13 protein-coding genes are annotated in these 14,509 nt (G+C 37.0%); 6 read left to right on the forward strand and 7 right to left on the reverse strand.

Annotated features, from left to right (window positions below):
- Positions 1–11: 11 nt before the first annotated feature.
- From C9J38_RS09920 to C9J38_RS09935, 4 genes are all read right to left on the reverse strand, one after another.
- Positions 12–674, reverse strand: a complete 663-nt coding sequence (locus C9J38_RS09920; protein ID WP_158259293.1) for a TrkA family potassium uptake protein — start codon at positions 672–674, stop codon at positions 12–14.
- A 1,010-nt stretch (positions 675–1,684) separates the two neighbouring features.
- Positions 1,685–2,041, reverse strand: a complete 357-nt coding sequence (locus tag C9J38_RS09925; RefSeq protein WP_107206942.1) for a hypothetical protein — start codon at positions 2,039–2,041, stop codon at positions 1,685–1,687.
- A 115-nt stretch (positions 2,042–2,156) separates the two neighbouring features.
- Entirely contained in the window at positions 2,157–2,915 is a 759-nt protein-coding gene (locus C9J38_RS09930; RefSeq protein WP_107206943.1) for a hypothetical protein, read from the reverse strand.
- A gap of 465 nt (positions 2,916–3,380) precedes the next feature.
- Entirely contained in the window at positions 3,381–3,908 is a 528-nt protein-coding gene (locus tag C9J38_RS09935; protein WP_107206944.1) for an NADPH-dependent FMN reductase, read from the reverse strand.
- A gap of 115 nt (positions 3,909–4,023) precedes the next feature.
- Here C9J38_RS09935 and C9J38_RS09940 point away from each other — a divergent pair, with 115 nt between their 5' ends.
- Positions 4,024–4,926 carry a LysR family transcriptional regulator gene (locus C9J38_RS09940; RefSeq protein ID WP_107206945.1) on the forward strand — a complete coding sequence of 301 codons (903 nt, stop codon included), beginning with the start codon at positions 4,024–4,026 and terminating at the stop codon, positions 4,924–4,926.
- 138 nt (positions 4,927–5,064) lie between these two features.
- Positions 5,065–5,589, forward strand: a complete 525-nt coding sequence (speG, locus tag C9J38_RS09945; RefSeq protein ID WP_107206946.1) for a spermidine N1-acetyltransferase — start codon at positions 5,065–5,067, stop codon at positions 5,587–5,589.
- A 58-nt stretch (positions 5,590–5,647) separates the two neighbouring features.
- On the opposite strand, the gene C9J38_RS09950 is transcribed toward speG, so the two are convergent.
- Both C9J38_RS09950 and C9J38_RS09955 read right to left on the reverse strand, forming a co-directional pair.
- On the reverse strand, positions 5,648–7,978 hold the full coding sequence (locus C9J38_RS09950; RefSeq protein WP_107206947.1) for a phosphocholine-specific phospholipase C: 2,331 nt from the start codon (positions 7,976–7,978) through the stop codon (positions 5,648–5,650).
- Positions 7,979–8,149: 171 nt separating this feature from the next.
- Positions 8,150–8,794: a glutathione S-transferase gene (locus tag C9J38_RS09955; protein WP_107206948.1), complete on the reverse strand. Its 645-nt coding sequence runs from the start codon at positions 8,792–8,794 to the stop codon at positions 8,150–8,152.
- 203 nt (positions 8,795–8,997) lie between these two features.
- On the opposite strand from C9J38_RS09955, the gene C9J38_RS09960 reads away from it, so the two are divergent.
- Both C9J38_RS09960 and C9J38_RS09965 read left to right on the forward strand, forming a co-directional pair.
- On the forward strand, positions 8,998–10,416 hold the full coding sequence (locus tag C9J38_RS09960; protein ID WP_107206949.1) for a coniferyl aldehyde dehydrogenase: 1,419 nt from the start codon (positions 8,998–9,000) through the stop codon (positions 10,414–10,416).
- The gene (locus C9J38_RS09965; RefSeq protein ID WP_107206950.1) at positions 10,409–10,837 is read left to right on the forward strand and encodes an RDD family protein; all 429 of its coding nucleotides are present in this window, start codon (positions 10,409–10,411) and stop codon (positions 10,835–10,837) included. The genes C9J38_RS09960 and C9J38_RS09965 overlap by 8 nt, the downstream gene beginning before the upstream one ends.
- Before the next feature lie 97 nt (positions 10,838–10,934).
- Here C9J38_RS09965 and C9J38_RS09970 read toward each other — a convergent pair whose 3' ends face one another.
- A complete protein-coding gene (locus C9J38_RS09970; protein WP_107206951.1) occupies positions 10,935–11,507 on the reverse strand; it encodes an alkylphosphonate utilization protein in 573 nt (190 codons plus the stop codon).
- 377 nt (positions 11,508–11,884) lie between these two features.
- Between C9J38_RS09970 and C9J38_RS09975 the strand changes: the two genes are divergently transcribed.
- Together C9J38_RS09975 and C9J38_RS09980 are read left to right on the forward strand one after the other, a co-directional pair.
- The gene (locus tag C9J38_RS09975; protein WP_107206952.1) at positions 11,885–12,892 is read left to right on the forward strand and encodes a trypsin-like serine protease; all 1,008 of its coding nucleotides are present in this window, start codon (positions 11,885–11,887) and stop codon (positions 12,890–12,892) included.
- Between the two features lie 162 nt (positions 12,893–13,054).
- The gene (locus C9J38_RS09980; protein ID WP_233218492.1) at positions 13,055–14,296 is read left to right on the forward strand and encodes a trypsin-like serine protease; all 1,242 of its coding nucleotides are present in this window, start codon (positions 13,055–13,057) and stop codon (positions 14,294–14,296) included.
- Positions 14,297–14,509: the final 213 nt, after the last annotated feature.

A 14,509-nucleotide genomic window follows, 5' to 3' on the forward strand; every position in this document is an offset into this window, starting at 1 on the left:
TGGAATGAAACTCATAGCTTTCTTAAAGTCTCAGTTAATATTTTTTCAGGTCCTGTGATAATTAAAATATCGCCTACTTGTAATTCAGTGCTTGGATCAGGAGCTTTACGTACTTCAGGGCCACGTTTAAGTGCTAATACTTGGGTTTCTTTATGAGCACCACATGGGTGTTCATATATTTTACGTCCCATATTTTTTGCTGTAACGACCACTTCTGCGAGTGAAATACCACTTCCTAGTTCAGAGAACTCAAAAATACGTTTATCTAACATATTGCGAGCTATACGAATCCCCATATCACGTTCTGGACGGATGATCTTATCTGCGCCAATTTTAGATAAGATTTTGCTATGAGGTGTATCCTTTGCTTTAACCCAAACTGTTTTCACTCCCGCCTCTTTTAAAAGAAGAGTAGTAAGAATACTGGCATTAACATCTTCACCAATTGATACCATAACAAGATCATAATCGTCCAATTTTAGCTCAGAAATGGTGGCTTCATTTGAACAATCAGCAACAACAGCTTGAGTTGCGACATCTGCCGCTTTACGCACACAGGTTTCATCAAGATCGATAGCAAGTACTTGAGCGCCACGCTCGCTAAGTTCTTGACAAAGTGACATACCAAATCTGCCAAGACCAATAACGGCAAATTGTTTATCTTCAGGATTCATTGTTTTTCCCCAAACTGTTTTAGTATAGCGTTTTAATTGTTTTGTTGTTGATTCAAAATACATTTTTTAAAATGTTGTAAAGACTATGGACGTGTAAAATTTGTCTTATTCAATTTAAGGTACGTAGTCGTTACACATTTCCAATTATCAAAATAGATCGTGAATAGTGCTAGGATTTTATTTGTAATACAAGATAATTGAGTGTTGGTATAGATTGCACCTGCTACAGAGTATTCTGTAATATTAACTTAATCTATTGATTTAAATTCAATTTATTTTATTACTAGTGCGTTTATTTTAAAAATAGCAATCTTATATTTAGTACAAATCATATAAACTTATAAATTTTGCACATCTAACTGTTGTTTTTTTGCCCATTTATGTGTGCGGTGTCACGTATATAAGTTAGATGAGTGTAAATAACTAATTTGTTCTGCTTTTTTACCTCAAAACGCCAATATTTGCATTGTAATAAAGCTGTTTCCCTTTTCCTTGATTAATATTACTTGATAAGTATCAGACAGGGCATTTTTATGCGTTGTTTTTGATATGTCGTTTAATACATAACTATTAACACTAAAGTTGACGTTGTTATCGGCAGTGCGCTGAACGATTCCATTATACTCGAAGACGAGTAAGTGGTTATATCTGCCACCTTTTTTGTGGTTATTGCGTTATATGCATTGTGTTCTATTTTTATATTTCGTTCGGTAATCGCACCTTTAATCTTAGGTGTCTTTGATAAGGAAATTTAGAACTTTCACATCATGAAACTCATGATTTTCTGATTATCTTGAAAAGATTTAGGGCAGGGTAATAAACCGCTCTGCCAATATTGTATGCCATTATTTTTATTACCTCTGTTCGTTATCGGAAAGAAGTAGTTTAAAAACATGTGAATAAATAAAATATTGCCAGCATGTTTGACGTTAACTTTACAGACCTCATTCTGTTCTATGTGGAAGATATATATGATAATTAACTGCCATCATTAATGTGAAAACTTATGGTTACTTTGATAAAAATAGCTTGTAACAAATACGAGAAAGAATAAAGCCTGTGATTAATCCTCCGGTATTTGCAGCTAAATCTAGCCATTCGCCATAGCGATTAACATAAGGCTGGATTAATTCAATTACTCCGCTCCATGTAATACACCCGACAAATAACCAAAACCAATATTTAGGCATTTTTAGGCCAATAGCAAAAATTAATGCGCTATAAGCGATAAAGTGATGTGTTTTATCTGTTCCTGGTACTTGGGGTAAGCTGGGTTGAGGTAATAGTGATAAAACTGTAATTAACATTAGCGTTAGTAAAGTAATAACTTTCCAGTGTATTTCTATAAAACGTAACAATGTAGGCATAAGAAAGGATTGCTTTTATATAAGAGTAATAGGATTTTTCGATCATACGTGTGATTAAGTAATGTTCAAGATACTTATCATTGATAAGTAGCAGGAATAATCCTGCTACTTGAAGCTATTCTAAATTATCGAAATCGGTCTTATCTATTAGAAAAGGGGCATTGAGTAAATAAGATTGGCTGATAAAATGCTCAGCAAGCGTTCTGACCGTCTGTAAGTATAACTCAAAATCCTCTTGGTGTAGTTGACTTATATGTTGCGTTAAAATAAGTCGACATAGTTCTCCAGTAATCGAGTGTGAAATTTGTTCGACAAGTTTATATGTCGCTTGCTTTGATAGTTGAAAGCCTTTATCAATATCTTGATTCACAATAACTCGACTAAATACAAGGTCGAGACTTTTTGTTATATCCTCTTGTGTTGTAAATGCGTTAATGAGTGATGTGATTTGTTGAATAGATAAAGCAGACATGACCATTTCACATTCAGTATTAAATGTATTTTTAACCAAATCAGTTGTTTCTTTCTGAGTGATGTGGGTCAGTGTTCCACGCCTGTTCGCCGCTTTAATAGCAAAGTCTTGTTGTGATTGACGAATAACCTCAGTCAATTCCTGACTTATTTGATCAAAATTCTGAAAGTTGGCACTAAATCCATAATGGCATTGTTTGCTGATGGTATTAAGAGACGCTCCTTGAAATGATTGCAGAAGTAGATAGAGCGTGTAAGTGATCTTATTTTGAAAGATACACGCATTTTTTTTTGCACTATGGCTATTAGATGACGGATTTAATGCCATAGTGGTTAGGATTTGCTGCACAGCACTTTGAACTTCGAGTTCTAGGCTGGCAGTTTCGCATAACCTTGTGCTCATAAGCGTACTCCTTTAACGCTACTGCTCTTTAAGCATGATACAAGATTATACGAATTTCACGTTTTAAACGTTTAAATGTGAACAATATTATCGAAAAAGCATGTTTTTATAAAGAAAATAGCAAGTTACGACATACTAGTAAGGATCTATTTTTTATGATGTATTGTTCGGTAGATATATTTTACGTGTAATCTGCCTACTTTTTAACCGTTTATCTAAACTATAACAGGATTTAGGAGGAGGGCTGTTCAGTTTTGTGAGTAAAGCGTCAAGTGTGATGGTGAAAACTGAATAATGGCAGTGAAAAGAAGATTGCTATATTTAATATTTAGATACAGCAACCTTATAATTTATCATGAAGCTAATTAGAGTGAGTATTCGTGAGTTGTGCGACTGTTGCCACTCTCGTATGTAAAGTGATTTGATTATGAAAAACCATCAACTTAATTTTATTTTTGTAGGCTGTTAACGTTCTAACTTATTAATTAGCTCTGTTAATTGCTGGTTTAAATCATCGTTAATTAATGTGTTTTTTTCTAAATCAAAGTTTTCATAGAAACTAGGTATAGATAATGATCCTACCACCTTGGCGTCAAAATAAGGTGCAGACGTAACAGCACTATTTAATACACTCGCAGCGCCACCAGGACCCGGAGAAGTAGCTAGCATGATCACTGGTTTATTTTGGAATACCTTTTGATCTATACGTGAGGTCCAATCGAAAACATTCTTATAAGCCGATGTATATGAACCGTTATATTCTGCAAATGAAATTAAAATAGCATCCGCTTGGCCAATCTTATCGAAAAAGATTTGTGCTTGTTCTGGAATGCCTGAGTTATTTTCACGATCGATACTGTAAATCGCCATTTCAAAATCATTAAGGTCTAAAATTTCAACGTCATCAGCATTAGCTTGTGATGCCGCATATGTCACTAATGCATGGTTGATAGAGTGTTGGCTGTTAGATGCCGCAAAAGCAAGTAGTTTCATTTTTAAATCCTCATCGATAAGTCTTTTAACAACATACCGTTGTTAACCTTTGTACAGAGTGTATATTAGAGTTCAAATGTAATTAATAGGCTAAAAGTGATTAGATAGATTCCATATGGCTAATAATCGATTGTTTGATGGTATCACTGTGTTTGTTCAAGTAGTGAAGTGCGGTGGTTTTGGTGCCGCTGCCGAAGCTACTGGACACTCTAATTCTTATGTAAGTAAAGAAATCGCCAAACTTGAAAGTCGCTTAGGGGTTCGACTCCTTAATCGCACCACAAGGAGCATTGCTTTAACTCCTGAAGGGAAGACTTATTATCAAGAGTGTGTACAACTGATTAGTGATGCAGAGCAAGCCGTTGCGGAAATAACACAAAGTACCGTTGAGCCAAAAGGAACGTTAAAAGTTAGTTGCCCTGTCTGGTTTGGTAAACAGTATTTAGCCGATGTTTTCACAACATATTTATCTCGATACCCTGAAGTTACGCTCGATCTAGATATGAGTGATAAGCCTATTGATGTGATTGCCGACGGTTATGATTTAGTTATCCGCGCTACTGCTAAATTAGATGACTCGAGTTTGATTTGTAAGCGTATTTATAGCAGCAGAATTTGCACAGTGGCATCAAAACAATACTTAAAAGTCTATGGTTACCCACAACATCCTTCGGAATTATCCGCTCATAGCTGCTTTTGTTATACTAATTTGAAAAAATTCAATGTCTGGGAATACCGAGATAAAGCAGGAAACAAAACACTAGTCGAAGTACAACAACGCGTATTGAGTAATAGTACGGAAATGTCACTAGCACTGGTTGATAATGGATTGGGTATTATCCGTGTACCTGAATTTTATATAGAGGCACAACTACAATCAGGTGAATTAACGCTATTATTTGATGATTACATTTTCCCTGAAATTGATGTTTATGCGCTCTATCCAACACGTAAACATGTCGCATCGAAAGTAAGCTGCTTCCTAGATTTAATAACAGAAATAGTGACACCGTTTTAGCTTACTAAGCATTGGCATGCTTCGTCGAATATCTTGTTACAAGTTTTCTTTTTTTTTGTGATGTAAAGTGGTATTTTTTCTGTATTAGTAGTAAGTCTTCTGTATTTACTGCTTCATTACTATCAAGGGTATAGATAAATGAGCAATGCTATTCGTCTGCGTGCACTAGAGAAAACTGATCTTCGCTTTATTCATCAATTAAATAACAACCGCACGATTATGGCGTACTGGTTTGAAGAGCCTTATGAATCGTTTGCAGAGCTTGAAGAGCTATATCGTAAACACATTCATGATAGTACTGAGCGTCGCTTTATTGTTGAAAATGAAGATGAAGAGTCAATTGGTCTTGTTGAACTGGTTGAAATTAACAATATCCACCGTACAGCGGAATTTCAGATTATTATTGCGCCTGAATTTCAGGGTAATGGTTATGCGCGTACTTTAATTAATCGTGCGCTAAACTATGCGTTTACGATTCTTAATCTACATAAAGTATATTTGCATGTATCGGTTGCGAATGAAAAAGCGATCCACTTGTATGAAGAATGTGGTTTTGTAGAGGAAGGCCATCTAGTGAAAGAAATTTTCATTAATGGTAAGTACTGTGATATTAAGCGAATGTATATCTTACAGGATGAATATTTCTTAAGCCGTAATCAGTAATTAGAAAAACCAGACAAGGTAATGAAGACAATAACTTGTCTGGTTTCTATTTCAAATATTAACTCCGTAAGCTATTTAGCTCACTATCGCAAGAAAAGTTACCCATCTCAGGATCTGTAACAGCTTGAAAGTTGTGTTTGTGATTCATCTCAATACGTCCTGCTGCTTGTAATGAGAAATATTTACAATTATCTGCTGTTATTGATAAATCATACCAACAGTGTTTACAGGTTTTATAAGCGATATGTTCTACTTTCCCCGCCTTTATCTTAATTTCCACAGGATCTTTGCCGTAAATATTATCTGTTATTGTAATGATTTGAGTTTGTTTAGAGCGATTTTCAATTTTAAACGATAGGTGAGGGGTAGCATGACCTGCTCTTGACTCTCTGTGAACGATTGAAACAATTGGCATCTCTCTATGCTCAGATGTAAAACCTTTTACTCGACGAATGAAGCCATTGGGACCAAAGGTCATTAAATCAAAGTCTCTATGATCACCAATTGTCCATTTATCTGAAACTGCAGGTTCAAGCTTATTGGCTCCTTTTGACGCTACACTGTATTGACGTGGCATGGTCATATCATATGGGCTATTTTCTGGAGCGAGAAATTTGTCTTGCTGGGGCTCATTATGGGCAAGGTAGTTATAGGTTTGATATACGATGCCTTGTTTGCCTTGGTTAGCGAACTCAAACATTACGGCATCAGATTTAAATTTAATATCTACTTTAGGCGCATATGGAAGCTGGCAAGATGGGCGAGAACCATTTTGTGTAACCACGGGTAAACCAATTAAACTCATTTGTGGTTTGGTTCTTTTTCCTGACTCATCGTATCCATATTCATGTTCATGACCAGGTTTAGGCAGATGTTTCTGATGCTCTTTTTCTGCTGCCGCTTTTAACTGAAGGGCTTCAAATTCTGATTTACCCTGTGGAAAATCAATTGTGTGACTCCGCTTTTCAAAATCAAAACAAGAGGTGAGGTCGCCACAAATTTCACGACGCCAGGTCGAGATATTTGGCTCTTCAACGCCTGTTACTTTTTCTAAGAAGCGCAACACAGAAGTATGATCAAACACCTGTGAGTTAATATTCCCGCCAATACTCCATGGCGATATTACGTAACAAGGCACTCGTGGTCCTAATCCATGTGAAGCGTTATTTACAAAATTATCGACATTTTCCTCCGTTTTTGAATAATCGGTATCATAATAATATTCATTATGGGTATTGATATTTGACTTACCGTACACCTTGTTATCAGGTGTTTTGTGAGGAACCGACGGTGGTGGCATATGGTCAAATAAGCCATCATTCTCATCGAAATTAACAATGAATACGGTTTTAGCCCAAACGCTAGGATCTGAAGTGAGTATATCCAAGACTTCAGATGTATAGGCTGCGCCTAATGTTGGCGTCGAGCAACCCGGATGCTCGGAGAATTCATCCTCAGTTACAATCCAAGTAACTTTAGGTAAGCCTTCATCACTGTTATAAAGTGCTTTGAATGTTTCGATAGAAGCTTGAGTTTCTGTTCCTATACCATTTAAGTAGAAAGGCGCTGATGGATTATTATAATGCGCATCTCTAAAGGTTTTAAAACCAGCAAGGGGGTTGTCTGTGTAGTTATTGTTAATATTCTGCACTAAACGCCACGATATACCCGCTTGTTGAAGCCTCTCAGGATAGGTTGTCCATTTATAACCGTTTTCGATTTCATCTGGGCTATCAAAGTTTTCATGATTATTATTAATAACAGGCCCATTTTTCTTTGCGTGAGGATCATTTGTACCAGACCAGTGGACGACACGGTTAGGATTAGTACCTGTTTGTGTTGAGCAATAATAAGCTTCACATAAGGTAAACGCATTCGCGAGAGCAAACTGAAAAGGGACTTCTTTTTCTGTAAAATAACCCATTGTTCTATCGGTTTTATTCGGTAGCCATTGGTCCATTTTACCGTGTGCATTTGCATATTGTGCATTATTAAAAAGATGGGGAGTACCTGCAAAAAATTCGTAGCCAATATTTTTGCTGGTATTAAAATACCAAGGTAATAATGTCTTTTTAAATGTACTTTCTTCGTCTGGATTAGAGTTATGCTGATTCCAAACAAAATCCCCATTAGGTTGCCTTAACGGGAAGCGGTCTGCAAAGCCTCGAACACCTGTCATTGTGCCAAAGTAATGATCAAAGGAGCGGTTTTCTTGCATTAAAATAACGACATGCTCAACATCTTTGATACTACCGTGCTTGCGGTTCGCAGGGATTGAAAGTGCCTTTTCAATACTTGCAAACACATTTGGGGTTGTACTTATTGCTGCAGCCCCTGCGCCAACAACGGCAGACTTTTTTATAAATGAGCGACGACTATCGTTTACCATAATAATTCCTTATTAAAACTCAGGTTATTGATTAACCTTAAGCTAATTTGAATAAGGAATATTTCATAACTATTAAGCTATTATTGTTAGTATGGTTATTAACACAGCGCTGACATTCGCTTCGTAAAATTCACCACTAATTCACTAATTTGTCATGGTGAAGTCATTGTATTAATTGGTAACTGTGCTTCTACTATTATCCCATAATGGATACTTTTTCATTGCTTGTGAAAAGATAGGCTCTTGATAAAGACTGCTTAACCATTGCTTTATATTTGGATAATCGGCTTGTCTAAACCATTGACGTTCAACATGCGAAAATTGTCGTATAAAAGGCAATATGGCGTAATCAGCTAAGCTCAATGTATCTGTCATTAAATACTTGTGATTAGACAGACGGCTTTCGAGATCAGATAGAAATGATTCACAAAGTTTACGATAGATTGTTACTTCTGGATTATAATGGCGAGCATCGGATTTATAGTGATCTAAAGCTAATATGTACTTATGATCATTTCTTGCTATAAGGCTAAGCATCTCAGCAAAGAAGTGGGGGGCATGAGTTAACAGTAAATTATGAGGATCATTTTTGTTCAAAGACCAGATCATGATTTCTAAACTTTCATCAATATAGTCACCATTTTCTAATACTAGTAAAGGTACCGTTCCTTTCTGTGTTATGTCTAACATTTCGGCAGGCTTTCGCCTTAAATCAATATCACGTTGCTCAAATTCAAGTTCAGCAAGTGCCAGACTCAACCTTGCTCTAATGGCGTAAGGACATTGTCGTAGTGTATATAAAATAGGTACTGACATATCTAAAACCTTCAACTTATCCCCTTTGTAATTGAGGGTAGTCTAAAATAGAGCATGGTGCGTATATCTATGTAACGTATTGTATTGATTCATTACCATAAGCTAACGAATTAGAGTATAAAGATCTGTGTTTACGATATGCTTACAATACATATAACATTTTAGCCTTGTTTTAATTTGATTCTGTGATGAGAGTAATACGGATGAATGAGCAGTTAGATCAATATATAACACAACAAAAACAGGCATTTTTACAATGTCCAATGCCTGATTTACAAGAAAGATTAACCGATTTAGATAAGATCTCATTATTAATTACGCAGAATCAACATGCTATTTGTCATGCGATTGCACAGGACTTTGGTCAGCGTTCGGCTTCAGAAACAGCATTGCTTGAAATATTTACCAGCATTGAATGTATTAAATATACACAAAAAAATCTGTCTCGTTGGATGAGAGTACAAAAACGTCATACCTCGATATGGTTTCAACCTGCTAAAAATAGAGTGATACCTCAACCTGTTGGCGTTGTTGGTATTATAGTGCCATGGAACTATCCCTTATTTTTAGCTATTGCGCCTTTGGTTGCCGCGATTGCTGCGGGTAATTCAGTGATGGTGAAGATGTCTGAAAACTCCCCAGAGCTCTGTCGATTGCTACAACAGTTATTTACAGATACATTTTCGTTAGAAAAGGTTCGCTTTATTGCAGAAGAAGGCAACACAGGTAAAGCATTTTCAGCATTACCGTTTGATCATTTAGTCTTTACGGGCTCAAGTGCAACGGGCAAAGCTGTAATGGCAAATGCGGCGAAAAACCTTGTACCAGTGACCTTGGAGCTTGGAGGGAAATCGCCAGCCATTATTGCTGATGATTATGATCTCAATAAGGCATTAGAGCGAATTTTAGGCGGAAAAACGTATAATAGTGGTCAAACATGTGTAGCGCCAGATTACCTGTATGTTCCTGAGGCTTTGTTACCAGAAGTTGTAACAAAAGCAAAAAAGATTATAGCTAAGCGCTTTGTCGATATTAACCACCAAGATTACACATCAATTATTGATAGTCAGTCCTTTGAACGATTAGTGACGACTTTAGAAGATGCAAAAGCGAAAGGGGCCGATATTTATAACTTGATCCCCAATTCATCTCCTGATATGAACTCGCGTAAATTCCCACTCCACCTTGTTATTGGAGTGGATGAGAGTATGCAAGTCATGCAGCGTGAGATTTTTGGTCCTATTTTACCCATCCTTGGCTATCAGTCGATAGAGCAGGTTATATCATCAATAAATAAAGGTGATAGGCCACTGGCTCTATATCTCTTTTCTAACAATAAAGATATACAACAAAAGGTTATTCAGCAGACGCGTTCAGGTGGCGTCACAATTAATGATGTAATGTTACATGTGGCGCAAGATGATTTACCCTTTGGTGGTTCCGGCCATAGTGGGATAGGTCATTATCATGGAAAAGAAGGCTTTGAACGTTTATCGAAGATGCGCCCTGTAATGTATCAAGCGTCTTTTTCAGCATTGAAGCTATTATATTCACCGTATTCATCATTAGGTAAACGCATGATTAACTTTATTGTTAATCGAAAGTTTGGAAAGTATGACTGATTGCATTACTAATAACGTAATTTATGTGGGCTTTTGGCAACGTGTAGTCGCGACGATTGTTGATACATTGGTTGTTTCATTAGTCACGGCACCATTATTGTACAGTTTATACGGTGATTTCTTCTCGACTGGGTCGAGCGCTACATTTGATCCTGCGAGCTTACTCGTTAATTATGGTCTGCCATTTATTGGCGTGATGCTTTTTTGGTTATACAAATCAGCGACACCAGGGAAAATGGCAATAAAATCGATCATTGTTGATGCGACAACAGGGGATAAACCGACGGTTAAGCAATTTATTATTCGTTATTTATCAGCAATCCCTTTAGGAATAGGCTTACTTGCCGTTGGCTGGGATAAACGAAAACAAGGATGGCATGATAAATTAGCCAATACGGTTGTTATCAAGAAATCTAAATAAAAGATCTTTGTTGGATATAAATAACGAGATAATAAAAAGCCCTTAACGATGAGAATGCTAAGGGCTTTCTTTTATCTATGTTCAGCGAAACTAAAAATTATTTCTTAGTGTATGCCGCAATGATAACCATTTGAACGCCGTCTGCACGACCTTGGATATGAAGAGGGTTATCAGTTAGGCTGATGTTACGTACCGGAGTACCACGCTTAATTACCATGCTAGAACCTTTAACTGGAAGGTCTTTGATGATTGTTACGTTGTCACCAGCTTGTAGCTTGGCGCCGTTTGCATCAAGTGTTGGAACAGAAGCTTGTTCTTCTTCAACAAGGCCTTTATCTGCCCATTCTTTAACATCATCTTCTAGGTACATCATGTCAACTAGGTCCATTGCCCAGTCAGTTTTTGAAGATAGACGCTTAAGTTGACGGTAAGCCATTACTTGTACAGCTGGAACTTGACTCCACATAGAGTCGTTTAGGCAACGCCAGTGGTTTTCATCTGTTGTCTCTGGAGCTTCAAGCTGACCACGGCAAGTATCACAAAGGTATACACTACAGCCTGCGCTCTTATCTTCAGACGCTGGAACTGCGTATACAGCTAGGTTATTTTCAGAAGAACATAGTTCACATTTTGATTCGCTACGATCTTTTAAAGCTTGTTCGATAGTCATGGGAATTGTCCATAGAGTGATTGTGGGCACATTATGCACATCAAATAATCATAAGGGAAGAAAACAAGCGTGAGATCACGAAATATATAGTACATCAGACTGTTTAGTGTCCAAAGGAAGAAAAATATCATAGGAAATTATCCAAGAGACAACTAAAAAGTAATCAGATTTTAACCTTTTTAACCAAAGCCAAAGTTATGTTTACGATGTCGTATTTATTTAATGGGCATGATTGCTAAAATTGCTGCTTTAAGTAATAGATATTATTATTTCAGGTTATGAATGGTGTCACTTTTTTACTTCTTACTTCTGCTCGTTTGGTCATAATTTGTTACTTTATAAGCCTAATTAAAAGGAAAATAATTAAGAAGGCTTGTATGAATAAAATGACAACGTTTGGGCTAGCTATTGCGGGAATACTGTCTTTTCCTCTCACTGCAACAGCATCAGAAAGTGATATTAGTGCATATATTATTGGTGGTAATCAGGTTCAAACAAATCCTGAAGAGTTATCAACTGTGTATATTCAAGCTGGGACTTGGGAATGTACTGGAAGTTTAATTGCTAAACGTTGGGTATTAACCGCAGCACACTGTATAAGAACGGGCCCGCAAAATGCCTCATTGCAAACGATACCTACAGAAAATATTAAAATTTATGCAGGTGTAACAGGGCGTTCTGATTTTGAGCCGGACAATACTTATCAGGCTGTTGAAGTTATTGTGCATCCAGATTATTTACCTGAACCTTTAAAAAATGAGGATGGTAGCCTTGATAGTAAAAATAACACTAAATTTGCTTACGATATTGCTTTAATAGCTGTATCTAGAAACATAGACACGGCGAAGATTGTTTCTTTACCTACAGAGCAAGAAGCCTTTGAAATTGAAACTGCGTTAAGTGAAGAAGATGGTAAGTTACTGGCTCAAGGGTGGGGGCGTACAGCAACGAATAATGAAGGTGGATCTGATGTTTTGATGGAAGTAAATCTCAGTTATTTACCAATGAGCCAATGTTATTTGCAATCACCGGGAGAAAATTGGTTCTCTAGCCCTGCAGATACATTAAAGATGTGCACATTTGAGAAGGATGATCTTATGGGGGTATGTTTTGGAGATAGTGGGGGGCCTCTTTATTATCAAAGTACTGCAGGAGAAACTGTTCAATTAGGAATTACCAGTTTTGGTCTACCGCCATGTGGAACTGATTCACCTGATGTCTATACCCGTGTAGGTGCTTACGATGACTGGATTAATAACGTAATTGCAGAGAAAACACCAATACTTAAAGATAATAGCGATAACGGTGGTGGTGGCGGTTCTGTTGGTGCAGGTTTAATGATGTCATTACTGGCAATGGGCTGGTTACGAAGAAAGCGTAGCTAATAACTATTGAAACGAGTTGCTGTGGACTTGATTTAATATTTTCTATGTTTGTTAGAACAAGTTACATAGAAAAAAGAAGCCTGTCGCAACTCGTTTATCTTTCTAAGCAAGCAATGAAGAGTATTCGGTATCATTAAATTAGCTGTATTTTAAAAGGATTTAATGATGGTGAACAAATTAGCTCATTCTTTGAGTGTCTGCATTGCTTTAGGGGTAAGTAGTTCTGTCTACGCTCAAACAGAACAGCAAAAACTCGTTCCTTATATTATTGGTGGTGATGAAGTCGCGGTTGCAACTGAAGATAATTTCATGGCGTCGCTGCGTATGAATAAAGCAAATGAATCACATTTTTGTGGTGCCACCGTTTTAAATGATCGCTGGTTAGTCACTGCAGCTCACTGCGTTGTTGGTGGCGGAGGAGCTGGAGCATCAGGCTTGGCAGTGGTAGCACCATCCGATATAACCGTTACCACAGGCCTTGTTGATAATGCATCAGCAAATATTAAAGATATTTATTCAGCGACTCATGTTGTTGTTCATCCTGATTATAACCCTCTTATTTTACTTCAAGTTTCAACAGATAACGGCGTTGATCTTGAAACCGAGATTATTAATACTGCATTAGATAATGATGTCGCGCTTATACGTGTAAACCGTGATTTTGATGGTGTTGGTAAAGTTACGCTAGCGTCAACCAGCTTAGCCGTGGAGCTTGATGATAAATTAAAGGCAGAGTGGAACGAGAAAAATCTTCCTGAAAATGTCAAAGTCCAAGGCTGGGGGGTAACAGAAGCAATATCAACGTCAGAAGATGAAGAGACGGCGGAAGAAAATAGCTTAGCTTATGAAGGTGATACTTCAGATACCTTGCTAGAAACAATGTTAGCAAGTTTCCCAATTGATAAATGTTATGAACGTTTTGAGTCTCAAGATCCTGCCGGTATTTTTATTGATAGCCCATCAAATACAACTAAACTTTGTACATTGCCAGCGCGTAAACTTGAAGGCCCTGATTTGCTCGGTCCTGATGCTTGTTTTGGCGATAGTGGCGGACCACTATTAACCCAAGATAATAATAGCAACTGGGTACAAATTGGTATTGTGAGCGGCGGTTCAGCAGGTGAGCCTCAATGTGGATCACTTACACGACCAACGTTTTATACCCGTGTGGGAACTTATTATGACTGGATCAATGAGTCTGTTGCTGTTGTACCAGAACAAGTAATCACATTGCCTGAATTTTTAGCCAAAGAAAAGGCAGACGCAGAAATGAACTGTAATGACAGTATCTCTGCTAATAACTGTAATATCACTGAAGATGATGGTGGAAGTGGCGGCCATATCGGTGCTTTATCGCTTACGTTACTTGGAATGATGACTTACTTAAGGCGTAAAAAGAGCTAAATGACTCACTATTAATTTACACAAACCATCAGTACAAGCTGGTGGTTTTTTATGAATGATATTGATGAAATTACTTAGCATAAATTTATCAAAAGTTGTGTTGAATTATGAGTAATTAAAACGATTTATTCACAGTATTTTTATGTCATAAATAAAGTGAAATTAATAACTATTTAGAGTTAATAATTTCATTTTTTTTATTTAACCTTATGA

It is taken from the genome of Photobacterium sp. GB-210 (assembly GCF_003026075.1).
Classification (GTDB): domain Bacteria; phylum Pseudomonadota; class Gammaproteobacteria; order Enterobacterales; family Vibrionaceae; genus Photobacterium.